At 62.8% G+C, this 16,804-nt stretch carries 12 protein-coding genes and 2 tRNA genes; 3 read left to right on the top strand and 11 right to left on the bottom strand.

Annotated features, from left to right (window positions below):
• Positions 1-12: 12 nt before the first annotated feature.
• The gene (locus D7S86_RS13990; RefSeq protein ID WP_121087413.1) at positions 13-702 is read right to left on the bottom strand and encodes an ABC transporter ATP-binding protein; all 690 of its coding nucleotides are present in this window, start codon (positions 700-702) and stop codon (positions 13-15) included.
• A 76-nt stretch (positions 703-778) separates the two neighbouring features.
• On the opposite strand from D7S86_RS13990, the gene D7S86_RS13985 reads away from it, so the two are divergent.
• Together D7S86_RS13985 and D7S86_RS13980 are read left to right on the top strand one after the other, a co-directional pair.
• On the top strand, positions 779-1,432 hold the full coding sequence (locus D7S86_RS13985) for an arylesterase (protein WP_420813247.1): 654 nt from the start codon (positions 779-781) through the stop codon (positions 1,430-1,432).
• Positions 1,433-1,697: 265 nt separating this feature from the next.
• On the top strand, positions 1,698-2,051 hold the full coding sequence (locus D7S86_RS13980; RefSeq protein WP_121087584.1) for a hypothetical protein: 354 nt from the start codon (positions 1,698-1,700) through the stop codon (positions 2,049-2,051).
• Between the two features lie 124 nt (positions 2,052-2,175).
• Here D7S86_RS13980 and D7S86_RS13975 read toward each other — a convergent pair whose 3' ends face one another.
• From D7S86_RS13975 to D7S86_RS13965, 3 genes are all read right to left on the bottom strand, one after another.
• Positions 2,176-4,098 carry a SurA N-terminal domain-containing protein gene (locus tag D7S86_RS13975; RefSeq protein ID WP_121087409.1) on the bottom strand — a complete coding sequence of 641 codons (1,923 nt, stop codon included), beginning with the start codon at positions 4,096-4,098 and terminating at the stop codon, positions 2,176-2,178.
• A 181-nt stretch (positions 4,099-4,279) separates the two neighbouring features.
• Positions 4,280-6,073 (bottom strand): ABC transporter ATP-binding protein, encoded by a 1,794-nt coding sequence (locus D7S86_RS13970; RefSeq protein ID WP_121087407.1) that lies wholly within the window; start codon positions 6,071-6,073, stop codon positions 4,280-4,282.
• On the bottom strand, positions 6,063-7,805 hold the full coding sequence (locus D7S86_RS13965; protein ID WP_121087406.1) for an ABC transporter ATP-binding protein: 1,743 nt from the start codon (positions 7,803-7,805) through the stop codon (positions 6,063-6,065). The genes D7S86_RS13970 and D7S86_RS13965 overlap by 11 nt, the downstream gene beginning before the upstream one ends.
• Before the next feature lie 757 nt (positions 7,806-8,562).
• Between D7S86_RS13965 and D7S86_RS29530 the strand changes: the two genes are divergently transcribed.
• Entirely contained in the window at positions 8,563-8,730 is a 168-nt protein-coding gene (locus D7S86_RS29530) for a hypothetical protein (protein ID WP_158601948.1), read from the top strand.
• 138 nt (positions 8,731-8,868) lie between these two features.
• On the opposite strand, the gene D7S86_RS13955 is transcribed toward D7S86_RS29530, so the two are convergent.
• The 7 genes from D7S86_RS13955 to tig all read right to left on the bottom strand — a co-directional run bounded on the left by D7S86_RS13955 (position 8,869) and on the right by tig (position 16,135).
• Positions 8,869-8,945, bottom strand: a tRNA-Asp gene (locus D7S86_RS13955).
• A 78-nt stretch (positions 8,946-9,023) separates the two neighbouring features.
• Positions 9,024-9,099 (bottom strand) — tRNA-Val (locus tag D7S86_RS13950).
• Positions 9,100-9,145: 46 nt separating this feature from the next.
• Positions 9,146-9,418 carry an HU family DNA-binding protein gene (locus D7S86_RS13945; RefSeq protein ID WP_121087402.1) on the bottom strand — a complete coding sequence of 91 codons (273 nt, stop codon included), beginning with the start codon at positions 9,416-9,418 and terminating at the stop codon, positions 9,146-9,148.
• A gap of 319 nt (positions 9,419-9,737) precedes the next feature.
• Positions 9,738-12,161 (bottom strand): endopeptidase La, encoded by a 2,424-nt coding sequence (lon, locus tag D7S86_RS13940; RefSeq protein ID WP_121087400.1) that lies wholly within the window; start codon positions 12,159-12,161, stop codon positions 9,738-9,740.
• Between the two features lie 163 nt (positions 12,162-12,324).
• Complete coding sequence (clpX, locus tag D7S86_RS13935) at positions 12,325-13,596, bottom strand: ATP-dependent Clp protease ATP-binding subunit ClpX (RefSeq protein WP_121087398.1); 1,272 nt, start codon at positions 13,594-13,596, stop codon at positions 12,325-12,327.
• Between the two features lie 222 nt (positions 13,597-13,818).
• Positions 13,819-14,442 carry an ATP-dependent Clp endopeptidase proteolytic subunit ClpP gene (gene clpP / locus D7S86_RS13930; protein ID WP_121087583.1) on the bottom strand — a complete coding sequence of 208 codons (624 nt, stop codon included), beginning with the start codon at positions 14,440-14,442 and terminating at the stop codon, positions 13,819-13,821.
• Between the two features lie 337 nt (positions 14,443-14,779).
• Entirely contained in the window at positions 14,780-16,135 is a 1,356-nt protein-coding gene (gene tig / locus D7S86_RS13925; protein WP_121087396.1) for a trigger factor, read from the bottom strand.
• Positions 16,136-16,804 lie beyond the last annotated feature (669 nt).

The raw sequence follows: 16,804 nt of genomic DNA, 5'->3' as shown, positions 1-16,804 counted from the left end.
GGCTTTGTCGGCTCAGCTCGCGCGATGCACGCGGCCGGCCTCGATCGTGATCGTCGTCTCGCAGCGGCGCGCGAGGTCGGTGTCGTGCGTGACGAGCACGAGCGTCGCGCCCGTCGCGCGATTGAGTTCGAACATGAGATCGATGACGGCCTCGCCGTTCGCGGCATCGAGGCTGCCGGTCGGCTCGTCGGCGAACAGAATCGCGGGCCGCGTCACGAAGGCGCGCGCGAGTGCGACGCGCTGTTGTTCCCCGCCCGATAGATGCTTCGGATAGTGCGACATCCGCGTGCCGAGGCCGACGCGCTCGAGCCCGTCGCGCGCACGCGCGACCGCATCCTGCGTCTCGCCGCGCAATTCGAGCGGCAGCATGACGTTTTCGAGCGCCGTCAGATGCGGCATCAACTGAAACGACTGAAACACGAAGCCCACGCGACCGCTGCGCAGCGCCGCGCGGCGATCCTCGTCGAGACGCGTGAGATCCTCGCCGAACAGGCGGACCGTGCCGGCCGTCGCCGTATCGAGTCCCGCGAGCAAGCCGAGCAAGGTCGACTTCCCCGACCCGGAAGCGCCGACGATCGCTACACTGCTTCCTGGCATCACGACAAAGCCGATGTCGTCGAGGATCGTCAGTTCACCGTCGGCATCGCGGACAACCTTACGCAAACCTTCTACTGCAATGATTGGATCGAACGTGTTGTGCATGGTGTCGAATCGGTGGACCGCGTTGCGGCGCGGCGTCCGCCAGGACGCTCCGGCGTATCGGGCGTATCGGGCAGGCATGCGCCTGGCCGCGCGGGTTGCCTGGATCGTACTCGCATGTCTGTCGGGCCATGCCCTCGCCGCCAATACGGCAGCCGCGGCATCGGCCGCATCGCCGTCGATCGTCGTGCTCGGCGACAGTCTGTCCGCCGAATACGGCATCGATCGCGACACGGGGTGGGTCGCCTTGATGCGCAAACGGCTTGCCCAGTCGGCGCTGAATTATAGCGTCGTCAATGCGAGCATCAGCGGCGAGACGACCGAAGGCGGCTTGTCGCGACTGCCCGCCGTGCTCGCGCGCGCGAAGCCGTCGCTCGTCATCGTCGAACTCGGCGCGAATGACGCGCTACGCGGCGTGCCGCTCGCCACGACGACCGACAATCTGCGCAAGATCATCGAGGCCTCGCAAGCCATCGGCGCAAAGGTCGTCGTCATCGGCATGCGGATCCCGCCGAATTTCGGTCCCGACTACGCGCAGAAGTTCTACGACACGTTCGGCGCGCTCGCGAAGCAGTATCACGCGGGGTACGTCCCGTTCCTGCTCGACGGCATCGCGGACCAGCCGAGCCTGTTCCAGGCCGATCAGATCCATCCGACCGCCGCGGCCCAGCCGCGCCTGCTCGACAATATCTGGCCGTCGGTCAAACCCCTGCTCGACGGACGTCCGTCGTAAGCCGTCGCACGCATGCGAGCCGGCGGACCCTCGATCCGTCGGCTCGTTCATGCGCAAGCCATTCACATCGACGTCGTCTCTTGCGCGTGCGCGCCGTTCGGGCACCCCGTTTGCTGAACAGTGGCGCTTGGAAAGCACAAGTCCCGATACCGTGCCCGTCTGCGTGAACGCTGCCTCGCCTGTCGAGGCCCGCGCCATGCTGGGCGCCACGTACGGTCCCTGGAACGGCGCGACGTCCTCGCCGCGCTCCGATGAAGGAGATGATGTGAAATATTTACCACTACTCGCAACGACTACAGCCGCCGCCTTGCTCGCGGCCTGCGCGGGCCAGCCGATGCAGCCCGGCGTCCAGAGCGTCGGAACCAGCCAGAAGACGCCGCCCGTCGTCACTCAATGCATTGCCCAGGCCTGGGCGGACAAGACCCAGCAGCCGATCACGACACAATCGGTGCTCGCGAACAACGCGGCGGCCGACGTGCTGTTGCCCGGGCAGCCTCCGGGTGGTGCGGGCGCGGTCGTTCGACCCGCCTGGAGCGGAAGCGGCACGTGGGTCGGCTTGCGTCAGGGCAATGGCGCCGATACGAGCGCCGCGTCCAGCGATATCCAAGCCTGCCTCTGACCCCGTCTGCGCTCCGCTGCGCGACGCGCCGCGCAAACAAAAAGCCCCCGGCACACGGTCGGGGGCTTTGTTCTATTCGATCGCGGGCCACACGCTCGGCACGTCGTCGTGCGAGCGTCCCGGCTTAGTTCGAGTCGTCCGATGCGGCCGGCAATTTGTAGATCTTGACGTCCGAACGCGTGCGCAGCGACGCGAGATAGGCCTGCACATCGGCCTGCCCCGAAACCTGCGACAACTGCTGCTCGGCCGCCGCGAGACGTTGCGTATCGGGCGCCGGCGGCGTATTGACCGCATTCAGGCGATAGATCGCATAGCCGTCCTTGCCGAGATCGACGCCGACATAGCCCGGCGTCTTGTTCGGATCGAGCTTGAAGATCGCGTCGATGGCCGCGGGCGGCAGGCCTTGCGCGTCGCCGCGCGAGACATTGACCGGCGTGCCGAAGCCATCCGCCGACTTCGATTTCTCGAACTCCGCGAGCTTCGCCGCACCGTCCTGCTTCGCGAGCTCGGCCGTCTTCTGCGCGACGACCTTGTCGCGAACCGCATCCTTGACCTTGTCGAAGTCCGGCGTGGCGACCGGCGCGTACTGCGTGATCCGCGCCGAGATCAAGGTGTTGTCGCCGACATCGACCGCCTGCGTGTTGTGTTTCTTCACGAGCGAGTCGTCCGCGAACAAAGCCGTCAAAAACTTCGGATTGTTCAGCGGATCGGTCGGCTGCAGCGCGGGGTTCGGCGTGCGCGTCACCGTGGCCGTCTTGATCGTCAGATGGAATTTGTCGGCCGCCGGCTGCAGGCTGTCGGCCTTCTCGTAGACCATATTCGTGAACGGCTCCGCATCCTGCGAGTAGAGCTTTTGCGCCTGCTGGGCCTTGAGCGTCGCGAGGATCGAAGCCTTGACCTCGTCGAACGACTTCGTGCCGGCGGGCTTCGCGTCGGTCACCTTGATGATGTGGTAACCGAAGTCGCTCTGCACGAGATCGCTGATCTGATTTGGCTTGAGCGCGAACGCCGCGTCCTCGAACGGCTTGACCATCGCGCCGTGACCGAACCAGCCGAGATCGCCGCCCTTGTCGGCCGAGCCCGGATCCTGCGAATTCTGCTTCGCGAGATCGGCGAACTGGTCGGGATGCGCGCGCACTTGCGCGAGGATCTGCTCGGCCTTGGCCTTGGCTTTCGCGCGATCGGCTTCGCTCGCATCCTTGGCGACCGTGATCAGGATATGGCTTGCGCGAATCTGGTCGTCGGTCTTGTAGTTCTTGATGTTGTCATCGTAGAACTGCTTCGCGTCGGCGTCGCTCGGCTGCGTCGCCGCGGCGAGCGCGTCGCCGTTGAGCACGACGTACTGGATCTGAGCCGACTCGGGCGTCTGGAACTCGAGCTTGTGCGCGTCGTAGTACTGCTTGAGTTCGTCGTCGCTCGGCTGCGCCTTCTGCTGATAGCTGATCGGATGGAACGCGAGGCCCTGGACCGTGCGCGTCTGTTCGGACAGCGCGGTCAGATGCGTGGCGAGCGCCTTCGGCGTGAAGGCCGACTTGCTGATGCTCTCCGAGATTTGCGAGTTCGCGAGTTCGAAGCGCACGCGCGCATCGAGCTGATCGGGCGTCATGCCTTGCGCGGCGAGCAGCTTCACGTACGCGTCGGTATCGACACGGCCGTCGGGGCCGCGCAGTTGCGCGATCGCCGGAATGTTGAACAGCGCGCGCTGAACGGCCGCGTCGGGCACCGTCAGGTTTTCGCGGCGCGTTTCATCGGTCGTGATGCGTTGCTGTACGAGGCTGTCGATCAGCGAGGCGCGCATCGCCTCGGTGTCGAACATCTTCGGATCGAAGCTCGAACCGAGCATCTGCCGCATGCGGTCGAGCTGTTCGCGCTGCGCGCCGTCGAATTCCTGAATCGTGATCTTGCGGCCGTTGACGCTCGCGACGTTCGCGCTGTTGTCAAAGAAGCCGCGAAACCCCTGAATGCCGACCAGCCCCAACCCCGGGAGGATGAACAGCGCGAGGAACACCTGCATCAAACGCTTGTGGTTACGTATGAAATCCAGCATGGATTGCGAAATGGACTCGTCGGAAAAACGCAGATTCTACCGCACGCGAACTTCAAAATCGGCAACGCGGCGGACCGGGATTCACCCGATATCGAAACCGCGCTGCGCCGTGCCCATGCGCGGCCGCCTAAACCCTTGATCAGACGACGATTTGCGGGTTTGCGCGCGCAGCGCGCAAACCTTATTCCTGAAGTTGCTGAAGCAAATAGAGACGCTGGTAGATGCCCTGCTCGATCGTCATCAGCGCGTCATGCGACCCGGCTTCGGCGATGCGGCCGTGATTGAGCACGATGATCCGGTCCGCGTTGCGGATCGTCGACAGCCGGTGCGCGATCGAAATCAACGTGACCTTGCCGCGCAGCGCATCGAGCGCGCGCTGGACGATCTGTTCGGTTTCGCTGTCGATGTGCGAGGTCGCCTCGTCGAGCAGAAGGATCCGCGGCTTGCCCGCGAGCGCCCGCGCGATCGCGATCAATTGCTTCTGGCCGCTCGACAGACGCGTGCCGCTCTCGCCCATGTCCGTGTCGTAACCGCGCTCGAGCGACAGGATCAGATCGTGCGCATGCGCGGCGCGCGCGGCGTCTTCGATCGCCTCGTCCGAGAGCCCGCGCCCCATGTCGATGTTCTCGCGCGCCGACGCGGCGAGCAGAAACGGGTCCTGCGGCACGAGTCCGACGCCCGCGCGAAACGCGGCGTCGCCGATCGTCGAGAGCGGCGCGCCGTCGATCTCGATGCGGCCGGCCTGCGGCGTATAGAAACGCAGCAGCAGCGCAAGCAAGGTCGATTTGCCGCTGCCCGTATGGCCGACGATGCCGTGAAAGCTCCCTGGCGCGATATCGAGCGTCAGATCGTGGAGGATCGGCAGCGCCGCGTCGTAGCCGAAACGCACGTGCGAGAAATGCACCTCGCCGCGCGAAATGACGGCGTCGCCGTCGGGCATCGGGCCGCGTGACTCCTTGAGCAAGGCATTCACGCGCGCCGCCGCGACGACAGCCTGCTGCAATTGACTGAATTGCAGCGTGATCTGGATCAGCGGCTCGACGACGCGCGCCACATAGCTGACGAACGCATAGAGCACGCCGACCTCGAGGCCCGCGAACCGGTTCGTGCCGAAGGCGTAGATCACGACCGTCAGGATCGCGACGTTGAGCAGATCGAGCGCGGGCCGCAACAGCCATGCGTTGACCCGGAGCTCGGCGAGCCGTGCACGGTAGTGCGTGCGGTTGGTCTGCGCGAAGCGCTCGCCGAAGCGTCGTTGCGCATTGCTCGCCTGGAGCACGCTCATGCCCGCGATCGATTCGGCGATCTGCGCGTTGATCTCGCTGCGCAGTTCGCGTGCGCGCGCGACCGACGGCGCGCTCCATCGCTGATAGACGAACACGATGACGACGACGGCCGGAAACAGCGTGAGCACGACGAGCATCAGACGCCAGTCGAGCCACGTCATCGCGATCATGGCGCCCGCGACGACGATGCAGCTGTCGAGCATCACAAACAGCACCTGCACGTAGAGGGCCTTGACCGATTCCGTGTCGTTCGTCACGCGGCTCACGAGTTGCCCCGTGATCGCCTTGTCGAAGAACGCCATCGGCAGGCGGATCACGTGCGCATAGACCGCTTCGCGCAGGCGCTGCACCGAGCGCATCGCGACGCCCGCCAGACGCGTGAGCTGCAGATACCGAAGCGTGGCGGCCGTCCATCCGACACTCAGGGCGAGCGCGAGCAGACCGACCATCGCGGGCCAATCGAGGCGGTGCGGCAGCAAGTAGCGGTCGATAAACGTTTTGCCGAGCAGCGGCGACATCGCTTCGAGCAGCGCCGCGACGATCAGCCAGACCGTTCCGCGGATCAGGTGGGCATGTTCGGGCGCGGCGGCCGTGCGCAGCAGCGCGAACGCATCGCGGCGCTCGGCGTGCGCGCGCTCGGCCGGCGGCGGCGCATTGCGGTCGTCGGTCAGCGTCGAATCAGAGGGCATCGAGGCTGGCCTCCAGTTGCTGATAACGCCATTGACTCGCGTACCAGCCGCTGTGCGCGACGAGTTCGCGATGCGTGCCCTGCTCCGCGACGCGGCCTTCGCGAAGCACGGCGATCTGATCGGCGTCGGCGACAGCCGACAAGCGGTGGCTCACGATGACCACCGAGCGGCCACGGCGCGCCTCGCGCAGATGATCGAGGATCTGCGCCTCGGTATGCGTGTCGACGGCCGAGAGCGCGTCGTCGAGCAACAGCAGCGGCGTATCGGCGAGCAAGGCGCGCGCGATCGCGACGCGCTGACGCTGACCGCCCGACAACGCCACGCCTTTTTCGCCGACCGGCGTGTCGTAGCCGAGCGGCAAGCGCAGGATGTCGTCGTGAACCGCCGCGAGTCGCGCGACGCGCTCGATTTCGGCGCGCGTCGCATCCGGCTTGACGAGCGAGATGTTGTCCGCGACCGATGCCGAAAACAGAAACGGCTCCTGGGGCACCCAGCTCATGACACCGCGCAAGGTCTCGAGCGTGTATTCGTCGATCGACACCCCGTCCCAGGCGATCATCCCCATCGTCAACGGATACTGCCGCAGTAACAGACGCAACAGCGTCGACTTGCCCGAACCGGTCGGTCCCACGAGACCGATCGTCTGGCCGGGCGGCAAGGCGAGCGACACCTCGACCAATGCGGGCGCGGCCTGTTCGGGATAGGTGAAGCTCACGCGGTCGAACGCGAGCGCATCGGCGCCGATCGACGCACGCGTGCCGCGATCCTCGACGCTCGGCGGCTCGGCCAGAATGGGACCGAGCCGCCCCCAGGCCGCGCGGCCGCGTTCGAGCAACGACAACACCCAGCCCGCCGCGAACATCGGCCAGATCAGTTGCCCGAGGTACATGCTGAAGCTCGTCATCGAGCCGATCGTGAGCCTGTCGTGCCAGACGAGATACCCGCCGAATCCGAGCGTGATGACGGTCGACGCCGTCAGCGAGAGACCGACGACAGGCTCGAACGCGGCTTCCCAGCGCTGGGCGTGAAGACTGCTGCGGGCCGCGCCCGCGGCGAGGCGCGCGAGTTCGCGGCTATTGCGATCTTGAAGACCGAGGGCGCGCATCGTCCGCACGCCGCTGAGCGTCTCCTGAACATGATTGTTCAGGGCGCTGAAGCGGCCCAGCGAATCGTGCCACGCGTGGTGAATATGGTTCGAAATGCGCCAGAACCCGAACGCCATGAACGGGAACGGCACGAGCGCCGCGAGACCGAGCCGCCAATCGATGCCGGCGGTCATCATCGTGACGACGAGGATCAGCGTCATGCTGCCGTCGAATCCGGCGAGCAGCGCTTCGCCGGCCGCCATTTCGATCGCATCGATATCGTTGGTCGCGCGCGCCATCAGATCGCCGGTGCGGCGGCCGTGATAGAAGCCTGCACCCTGGTTCGCGAGCGTGTCGTAGAGCCGCGTGCGCAACGTCACGCCGAGCCGGTAGGCTGCGGTGAACAAATGCAGCCGCCAGCCGACGCGCAGGAAATAGATCGCGAGCCCCATGCCGAAGAGCCACGCGAGTTCGGGCAACAGCGCGGTGCCGCTCAGACGATGCGCGATGAGCTGATCGATGATGTGTCCGACGCGGCGCGGAATCAGCACGCTCAAGACCGCGACGCCGGACAGCATGATCGCCGACAGCAGGTAGGACCGCCAATGCTCGCGCACAAAGCCCGCCAGCAAGCGAGATAAGCTCATCGATAAACCCGCCTTGTTTCGCAGAGTGTATTCGCCGCACGCGCACGCGCGGTATGCACGATCTGCACGCACGATAGGCATGCAGCTCGCGATGATATCGCGCGGCGCACGAAGGCGGTGTGCAGCTTGCGCTGCCGACTCGCGCGCACCCGCATCAGGTCATCGGATTGATCCGCGTCGCCGCGACGATCGCCTCTCTGATTCATTTTCATTGAGATTCAATCATCCCTCTTCGCTCGCGATTCAAGTCGTTGCGAAATACGATGACCGTGCCGCACTTGACCGAACGCGGCTCGCTGAAGCGCGCCCCATGCAATTCGCGCAGGTCCGATTCAAGCAGGTCATGCGGGTCGACGGATTTCCGCCGCATCCGGACATTGTGTTGTGCTGCGTGTGCGAGATCGCCTTGTCAGACCGCGCGCGTCGCTTGTTCGCCGAGGATGGGGCAGCCGCTCGGGATCAAATGGCATTGCATCGTTTTGTTATATCGCACTCTATTTTCACGACTGAAAGATGATATATGGCCAGCAAAAAACCGAACGAAACCACAACGAAACGCGTCGCGACAACGGCGAGCAAGTTACTGCGCGATCCGAAAAGCGCCCCCGGCGTCAAATCGATCGCCGGCTCCGCGTTGACGCAAAAGGTCACGCAGCGCGCGGAAAGCGCGGCACTCTTCTTCGTTGAATATGATTTGCGAAAGGAGCGGAATTATCAACCGCTGCTCGACGAGCTGGCGCGATTCAATGCCCGTCGCATGCTGAAGTCGAGTTGGTGCTTGCGCCGCGCCGACACGACGTGCGCCCACCTTCGCGAACACTTCGCGCGCTTCGTCGACGGCGATGACGGCTTGATCGTGTCGCAAGTGTCGGACTGGGCCGCGCTCCAGGCGCTCGATACGCCGAACGCGCTCGCGAGCCGGTAGGACATCACCGAACGGCCTCGGTCGAGGTCGAGATGGCCGATGCATGCGTGTCGCGTGCCCGACTCGAGTCATCGTCCATACGCGCTGCGTTCGCGCAAAAGAAAAGACCCGTTGAAACTCAACGGGTCTTCATATTTTTGGCGGAGTGGACGGGGCTCGAACCCGCGACCCCCGGCGTGACAGGCCGGTATTCTAACCAACTGAACTACCACTCCCCGCATACTCGAACGCTCGCCGTCACGTTCGCGGCGCGCAGAGAAGACGGCGCACGCATGATCGGCAATCGACAGAACTGGTGGGCGCTGAGAGGCTCGAACTCCCGACCTAAGCCTTGTAAGGGCTCCGCTCTACCAACTGAGCTAAGCGCCCGTTCCGTCGCTTTTCCGGCGCACATGCATCGGCGCCGAAGAGCTCGCTAGTTTAGCGCATCCTTCAATGCTTTGCCAGGACGAAACTTCGGGACCTTCGCGGCCTTGATCTTGATGGTCTCACCCGTGCGCGGATTGCGACCCGCGCGCGCCGTGCGCTTACCGACTGCAAACGTGCCAAACCCCACGAGCGTCACGGTGCCGCCTTTCTTCAAGGTCGACGTCACGCCCACGATCACCGCATCCAGCGCACGCCCCGCCGCAGCCTTCGAAATATCGGCTTGCGATGCGATGTGATCGATCAACTCGGTCTTATTCATTTAAAGCCCTCTCAATCTGTTTATTGGGCAGTTCGGTTTATATAAAAACACACTGGTCCGGTGTGTCGAAGTATGGTCCGGCGATAGTAAGCCGGCCGATCAATTAGACAAGTCTGAAACCGCTTGTGTCAAGCGGGTTTCCGCCTAGATCGAGGCCGCATGCGGCTTCCGGGAGACTGTCCTATTACGTTTCTTTTCGCGCATTCTTGACGCATTATTTTTGATCGGATGACGCAAATGGATATGTCATGCGTAAGACAGCGTAAAAAGAAAAACCGCGCAGAAGCGCGGTTTTGTATGACTGCGGGAGCGTCCCGAATCAGTGCTTGATGAAGTCGGACGCCGCCGTCCCGGATTCGGCGACGGGTGCCGCCTTCGCCTCTTCCTTGACCTCGTCTTCGGGCAGCGGCTCGGGCAGACGTTCGAGCGCGAGCTCGAGCACCTTGTCGATCCAGCGGACCGGCACGATTTCCATCGCGTTCTTGACGTTGTCCGGAATCTCGGCGAGATCCTTGACGTTCTCTTCAGGAATCAGCACGAGCTTGATACCGCCACGGTGCGCGGCCAGCAGCTTTTCCTTGAGACCGCCGATCGGCAGCACTTCGCCGCGCAGCGTGATTTCGCCGGTCATCGCGACATCCGCCCGCACGGGGATCCCCGAGAGGGCCGACACGAGCGCCGTCGTCATCGCGATACCCGCCGACGGACCGTCCTTCGGCGTCGCGCCTTCGGGCACGTGGATGTGGATGTCCTTCTTCTCGAACGCCTCATCCGCGATACCGAGCCGGCGCGCACGCGAACGCACGACCGACCGCGCCGCCTCGACCGATTCCTTCATCACGTCGCCGAGCGAACCCGTACGCGTAATGCTGCCCTTACCCGGCATGACCGCCGCTTCGATCGTCAGCAGATCGCCGCCGACCTCCGTCCATGCGAGACCCGTGACCTGTCCGACCTGGTTTTGCTTCGCAGCGAGACCGAAGTCGTACTTGCGCACGCCGAGGAAGGTGTCGAGATTGCCGCCGTCGACCGTGATCGAACCGTCGGCCTTCTTGAGCAGCAGCATCTTCACGACCTTGCGGCAGATCTTCGACACTTCGCGTTCGAGCGAACGCACACCCGCTTCGCGCGTGTAGTAGCGAATGATGTCGCGGACCGCTTCTTCGGTGACGTCGATCTCGCCATCCTTGAGGCCGTTGTTACGCTTCTGCTTCGGCAGCAGATACCGCTGCGCGATGCTGACCTTCTCGTCCTCGGTATAGCCCGAGAGGCGAATGACTTCCATCCGGTCGAGCAGCGGCGGCGGAATATCGAGCGAGTTCGACGTCGCCACGAACATCACGTCCGACAGATCGAAGTCGACTTCGACATAGTGATCGGCGAACGTATGGTTCTGTTCGGGATCGAGCACCTCGAGCAGCGCCGACGACGGATCGCCGCGGAAATCCTGTCCCATCTTGTCGACTTCGTCGAGCAGGAACAGCGGATTGCGCACGCCGACCTTCGTGAGGCTCTGCAGGATCTTGCCGGGCATCGACCCGATATAGGTCCGGCGATGGCCGCGAATCTCCGCTTCGTCGCGCACGCCGCCGAGCGCCATGCGCACGAACTTGCGGTTCGTCGCACGCGCGATCGACTGGCCGAGCGAGGTCTTGCCGACGCCCGGAGGCCCGACGAGGCACAGAATCGGCGCCTTGACCTTGTCGACGCGTTGTTGGACCGCGAGATATTCGAGGATCCGTTCCTTGACCTTCTCGAGACCGAAGTGGTCCTCGTCGAGCACCTTCTCGGCGTTCGACAGATCGTTGTTGACCTTGCTCTTCTTGCGCCACGGCAAGCCGATCAGCGTGTCGATGTAGTTGCGCACGACCGTCGCTTCGGCCGACATCGGCGACATCAGCTTGAGCTTCTTGAGCTCCGAATCGGCCTTCTTCTTGGCTTCCTTCGGCATGCGCGCGGCCGTGATGCGCTTCTCGAGTTCTTCGAGATCGGCACCGTCCTCGCCCTCGCCAAGCTCCTTCTGGATCGCCTTGACCTGCTCGTTGAGGTAGTACTCGCGCTGGCTCTTCTCCATCTGGCGCTTGACGCGGCCGCGGATGCGCTTCTCGACCTGAAGGATGTCGATTTCCGCTTCGAGTTGCGCGAGCAGATGTTCGAGACGCTCGATAACCGGCAGCATCTCGAGGATGTGTTGCTTCTGATCGAGCTTGAGCGGCAGATGCGCGGCAATCGTATCGGCCAGACGACCCGCTTCATCGATGCCCGACAGCGACGTCAGGATCTCGGGCGGAATCTTCTTGTTGAGTTTGACGTACTGGTCGAACTGCGAAACGATCGCACGGCGCAGCGCCTCGGTCTCGGCGCTGTCGGCCTGATCGGGTTCGAGCGGCATGACTTCGCACGAGAACTGCGACTCCTGGTCCTCGATCGACAGCGTACGCGCGCGCTGCAGCCCTTCGACGAGCACTTTGACCGTGCCGTCGGGCAGCTTGAGCATCTGGAGAATGTTCGCGACGCAACCGACTTCGTACATGTCCTTGTCGGTCGGTTCATCCTTGGCGGCCGTTTTCTGCGCGACAAGCATGATGTGCTTGCCGCCTTCCATCGCGGTCTCGAGGGCCTTGATCGACTTGGGGCGACCGACGAACAGAGGAATCACCATGTGCGGAAAAACAACCACATCGCGCAGCGGCAGCAGCGGCAAGGTGATGCGTTCCGGCGGCAAAAGTTGGGTTCCTGACATTTTCATTTCCCCATGAAGTGGAATCTGTTTGTGACCAAGTGAGGCCATCCCTATGGAGTTCAAGCACCCAATTGATAAAAATCTATCGACAAAAATATTTCGACCTAAGGAAAAAGCCGTTCACGTCACCATGAACGGCTTTTCCGACAAGCTCGCTGACGTGTCAATTCGACCCGGAGACCTTCGGGGCCTCCTCATAAATCAGCAGCGGCTTACCGTCGCCGTCAATCGCGTTCTCGTCGATCGTGACTTTGCTGACCCCCTTCATCGTGGGTAATTCATACATCACATCAAGCAGCGCCTGTTCGAGAATCGAGCGCAAACCGCGTGCCCCCGTCTTGCGGCGGATGGCCTTGCGCGCGATCGCCTGCAACGCCGCCGGCCGAATCTCGAGTTCGACATGCTCCATCGCAAACAGCTTGTGATACTGCTTGACGACGGCATTCTTCGGCTCGATCAAAATCTTCACGAGTGCCGCCTCGTCGAGCTTGCCCAGCGTCGCGACGACGGGCAGACGACCGATCAGTTCGGGAATCAGGCCGAACTTGATCAAATCCTCGGGCTCGACATCGCGCAGCACCTCGCCTGAATCGCGCTCCTGCCGGCTCTTCACCGTCGCGCCGAAACCGATCCCGGTCTTCTCGGTGCGGTCGATGATGACCTTTTCGAGACCGTCGAACGCGCCGCCGCAAATGAACAGGATATTGGTCGTATCGACCTGGATGAAATCCTGATTCGGATGCTTGCGGCCGCCCTGCGGCGGCACCGACGCCATCGTGCCTTCGACCAGCTTGAGCAGCGCCTGCTGGACGCCTTCGCCCGACACGTCGCGCGTGATCGAGGGGTTGTCCGACTTGCGGCTGATCTTGTCGATCTCGTCGATGTAGACGATGCCCTTTTGTGCTTTATCGACCTCGTAATTGCAGTTCTGAAGCAATTTTTGAATGATGTTCTCGACGTCCTCGCCGACATAGCCGGCTTCGGTCAGCGTCGTTGCATCGGCAATCACGAACGGAACGTTGAGCAAACGCGCGAGCGTTTGGGCGAGCAGCGTCTTGCCCGAACCGGTGGGTCCGATCAGCAGGATATTGCTCTTCGAAAGCTCGACTTCGTCCTTGCGATCGAGGTGTTTGAGTCGCTTGTAGTGGTTATAGACGGCCACCGCGAGGATCTTTTTCGCGCGCTCTTGCCCGATCACGTATTGATCGAGAATCTCGCGAATCTCCTGCGGGCTCGGCAGATCCGATTTCGCTATGGCAGCCTCGGCCCCCGCGCTCACCGCCTCGTCGCGAATAATCTCATTGCAGAGGTCGATACACTCGTCGCAGATAAACACCGAAGGGCCCGCAATGAGTTTTTTGACCTCATGCTGGCTCTTGCCGCAAAACGAGCAATACAGCAGCTTTTCACTGCCGGAAGTTTTTTTGTCCGCCATAAATATTTACGCCTCAGGACGCTCGTCTACATCATACGCCGATTCATTGAACGCACACATTCAAGGCCGGCCGGCCCGTGCGGTCATCGTGACACGCATGGGCCATGCGAATAAGGGCGCAATACAGGGCATCGCGATCGCATCGGCGCCGCCGATGCGTCGCACAGTCAGGCCCGCAAGGCAGACATCGTTGCCCGGCAAGCCGCTGCGCGATATCCGCGATCAGGCCCGCTTATTGATGACCTGGTCGATCAGACCGTATGCGGCCGCGTCGTCGCCCGACATGAAATTGTCGCGGTCCGTGTCGCGCGCGATACGCTCGACCGGCTGCCCCGTATGGTGCGAGAGCAACTGATTGAGCCGCTCGCGCAGATACAGAATTTCGCGCGCTTGAATCTCGATGTCCGAGGCCTGCCCGCGTGCGCCGCCGAGCGGCTGGTGAATCATGATCCGCGAGTTCGGCAGCGCGAAGCGCTTGCCCTTTTCTCCAGCCGCGAGCAGGAATGCGCCCATGCTTGCCGCGAGACCCATGCAGAGCGTCGACACGTGCGGCTTGATGAACTGCATCGTGTCGTAGATCGCCAGACCCGCCGACACCGAGCCGCCCGGGCTGTTGATATAGAAATTGATGTCCTTGTCGGGATTCTCGCTCTCGAGGAACAACAACTGCGCGACGACGAGATTGGCCGTCTGATCGTTGACTTCGCCAACGAGAAACACGATGCGCTCTTTGAGCAGGCGCGAATAAATGTCATACGCGCGTTCGCCGCGACCGCTCGTCTCGACCACCATCGGCACGAGGCCGAGCGTCGTGGGATCAGGCGTTTCGTCGGAGGGGCGATTCATCGAGTGCGGAAAACCGGATGCGAAATCGGCGCGGAACGTCATGCAGGCAGTCCTTGGTTGTCTAGTTACATCGCTACGTTACACGACAAATTTGCCGTGCGCATAAGTTACGGACGCGCCGCACTGCCCGGCACGCCGCAGGCATTCACACGCCTATATGCGCCGCGGCCCGGCAAAATCAAGCCATTCACCGCTTGCGTCCGAATGCGACGGGCCGGAACGACACGTCTGATACAACCGTTTACGGCAGCCACTTAAAAATAATGCGCCGGAGAACATCCGGCGCATGACAGGGGTGCGCGCCAAAACACGGCGCGCACGAAGCAACTCAGGGCGATTAAGCCTGTTGCGCCGCGGCGGCGCTCGCGAGCTCTTCGAACGCGACTTGCTTGTCGGTCACCTTCGCCTTCGCCGTCACGAATTCAACGACGTTGTTTTCGACGACGAATGCTTCCATTTCCGACAGGCGCTGCTTGTCCGAATAGTACCAACGCACGACTTCCTTCGGATCTTCGTAGCTCTTCGCGAATTCATCGACTTCCGCGCGGATCTGCTCGGGCTTCGCTTGAAGATTGTTCTGTTGAACGACTTCGGCGATTACGAGACCGAGCTTCACGCGACGCTCGGCTTGCTCGCGGAACATTTCGGCGGGAATCGGCGCTTGCGCGGCGTTCGGCACGCCACGTTGCTCGAGGTCGCGACGCGCCATCTCGACGAGGCGCTCTTGATCCTGTTCGACGAGCGCCTTCGGCACGTCGAGTTCGCTGATCTTGAGCAGCGCGTCCATGACCTGGTTCTTCAGCAGGGCTTGCGTGCGACGCTTGGCTTCGCGCTCGAGGTTTTCCTTGATCTCGCCGCGCATCTTCGTGATGTCGCCGTCGGCGATGCCGAGCGACTTCGCGAATTCAGCGTCGACTTCCGGCAGATGGGCCCACTCGACCTTCTTGAGCGTGACCGTGAATTGCGCGGTCTTACCTGCGACGTCCTTGCCGTGATAGTCCTCGGGGAACGCGAGATCGAATTCGCGCGATTCGCCGAGCTTGAGGCCGAGCGCGGCCTTTTCGAATTCGGGCAGCATGCGGCCTTCGCCGAGCACGAACACGAAGTCTTCCGCCGTACCGCCGGCGAACGCCACGCCGTCGATCTTGCCGACGAAGTCGACCGTCACGCGATCGCCTTCCTTCGCTTCAAGGTCCGTGCCGCCGTCGCCGTGTTCACCGGCTTCGCCGCGCACGTGGTAGTGCACGCGCTGCTTGCGCAGGATGTCGAGCGTGCGGTCGATTTCCGCGTCGGAAATATCGGTCGTCGTGCGGCTGACTTCGGCCGTCGCGATGTCGCCGATCTTGACTTCGGGGTAGATCTCGAACGTCGCATCGAATGCGTACGCGTCGGGCGATTGTTCGCCTTCCTTCGACGCGAAACGCGGCGAGCCTGCGACCTTGAGGTTCTCGGCGCGGCTGATATCGAAGAATTCACGGCCGACCTTGTCGCTGAGGACTTCAGCCTCGACCTGGCCCGCATATTGTTGCGCGACCATCTTGAGCGGCACCTTGCCCGGACGGAAACCCGGCATCTTCACATTCTTCGCGAGCTGCTTGATGCGATTGTCGATTTCCTTCTGCACGCCTTCCTTGGGGAGGGAAATCGTGACGCGCCGTTCGAGTTTGCCGAGATTTTCTACAACGTTAGCCATGGATGCATCCAGTCTGAAAGTTCTTGTCCGAGCACATGCGGCGAGATTGCAGGCCGTCGGCTCAGCGCAAAGCGCAGTGGTCGAATGAAGCCGGGTATTCTAGCAAACTCTTTTCGACGCAGCGAAAAAAGGCGCGTTTGCCGGGTTTTTGACTATAGCGGCGCATACCGGCGCAGTAAACCGGGGGTCGCCCGAACGCCGTTGCACATGACGAGTGAAGCGTGCGATACGCATGTCACCGAGCCGTTGCGCTCGATCGTTTGGTCCCGTCGTTTGGCCGCGTCGTTTGGCCGCGTCGCTTGATCCCATCGCTTGATCCCATCGCTTGATCCCATCGCTTGGCTGCGTCGTCTGCCTGCATCGCTTGGCCATGTCGTTTTGCCGCCTGCGTCGCTTTGCTGCATGGCTTTACTGCATCGATCGAGAGCCCGTGGCTCGAACCGCTTGGGGCGTGACCGCGCCGCCGTCCGATCATGTCGCGCGCGGTGCGCTGAACCGCGTCGTCCATGCAATGCGCGCTTGCGCTTGCGTTCGCACGCGCGGACAATCGGCGCGCCGCGATGGGCCGGTGCATGCAATCGGCATATGCAGTCGGAGCATGCGGTCGACATGTCGCGACACGCGCATGCCGCGCGCCCCATGTGGTCACCACCGCATCGCCACGCGCAT

Origin of the sequence: Pararobbsia silviterrae, from assembly GCF_003628125.1 — a bacterium.
GTDB classification, from domain to species: Bacteria; Pseudomonadota; Gammaproteobacteria; order Burkholderiales; family Burkholderiaceae; genus Pararobbsia; species Pararobbsia silviterrae.
The sequence above is the reverse complement of the archived record's forward strand: the minus strand, read 5'-3'. Positions and strand labels throughout refer to the sequence as shown.

What these genes read in the sequence shown, in the direction of transcription:
- D7S86_RS13945 (WP_121087402.1), bottom strand. Translation starts at nt 9,418, where the DNA reads ATGAATAAGACCGAGTTGATCGATCACATCGCATCGCAAGCCGATATT.
- lon (WP_121087400.1), bottom strand. Translation starts at nt 12,161, where the DNA reads ATGTCAGGAACCCAACTTTTGCCGCCGGAACGCATCACCTTGCCGCTG.
- D7S86_RS13990 (WP_121087413.1), bottom strand. Translation starts at nt 702, where the DNA reads ATGCACAACACGTTCGATCCAATCATTGCAGTAGAAGGTTTGCGTAAG.
- D7S86_RS13965 (WP_121087406.1), bottom strand. Translation starts at nt 7,805, where the DNA reads ATGAGCTTATCTCGCTTGCTGGCGGGCTTTGTGCGCGAGCATTGGCGG.
- clpX (WP_121087398.1), bottom strand. Translation starts at nt 13,596, where the DNA reads ATGGCGGACAAAAAAACTTCCGGCAGTGAAAAGCTGCTGTATTGCTCG.
- D7S86_RS13975 (WP_121087409.1), bottom strand. Translation starts at nt 4,098, where the DNA reads ATGCTGGATTTCATACGTAACCACAAGCGTTTGATGCAGGTGTTCCTC.
- clpP (WP_121087583.1), bottom strand. Translation starts at nt 14,442, where the DNA reads ATGAATCGCCCCTCCGACGAAACGCCTGATCCCACGACGCTCGGCCTC.
- tig (WP_121087396.1), bottom strand. Translation starts at nt 16,135, where the DNA reads ATGGCTAACGTTGTAGAAAATCTCGGCAAACTCGAACGGCGCGTCACG.
- D7S86_RS29530 (WP_158601948.1), top strand. Translation starts at nt 8,563, where the DNA reads ATGCTGAAGTCGAGTTGGTGCTTGCGCCGCGCCGACACGACGTGCGCC.
- D7S86_RS13985 (WP_420813247.1), top strand. Translation starts at nt 779, where the DNA reads ATGCGCCTGGCCGCGCGGGTTGCCTGGATCGTACTCGCATGTCTGTCG.
- D7S86_RS13970 (WP_121087407.1), bottom strand. Translation starts at nt 6,073, where the DNA reads ATGCCCTCTGATTCGACGCTGACCGACGACCGCAATGCGCCGCCGCCG.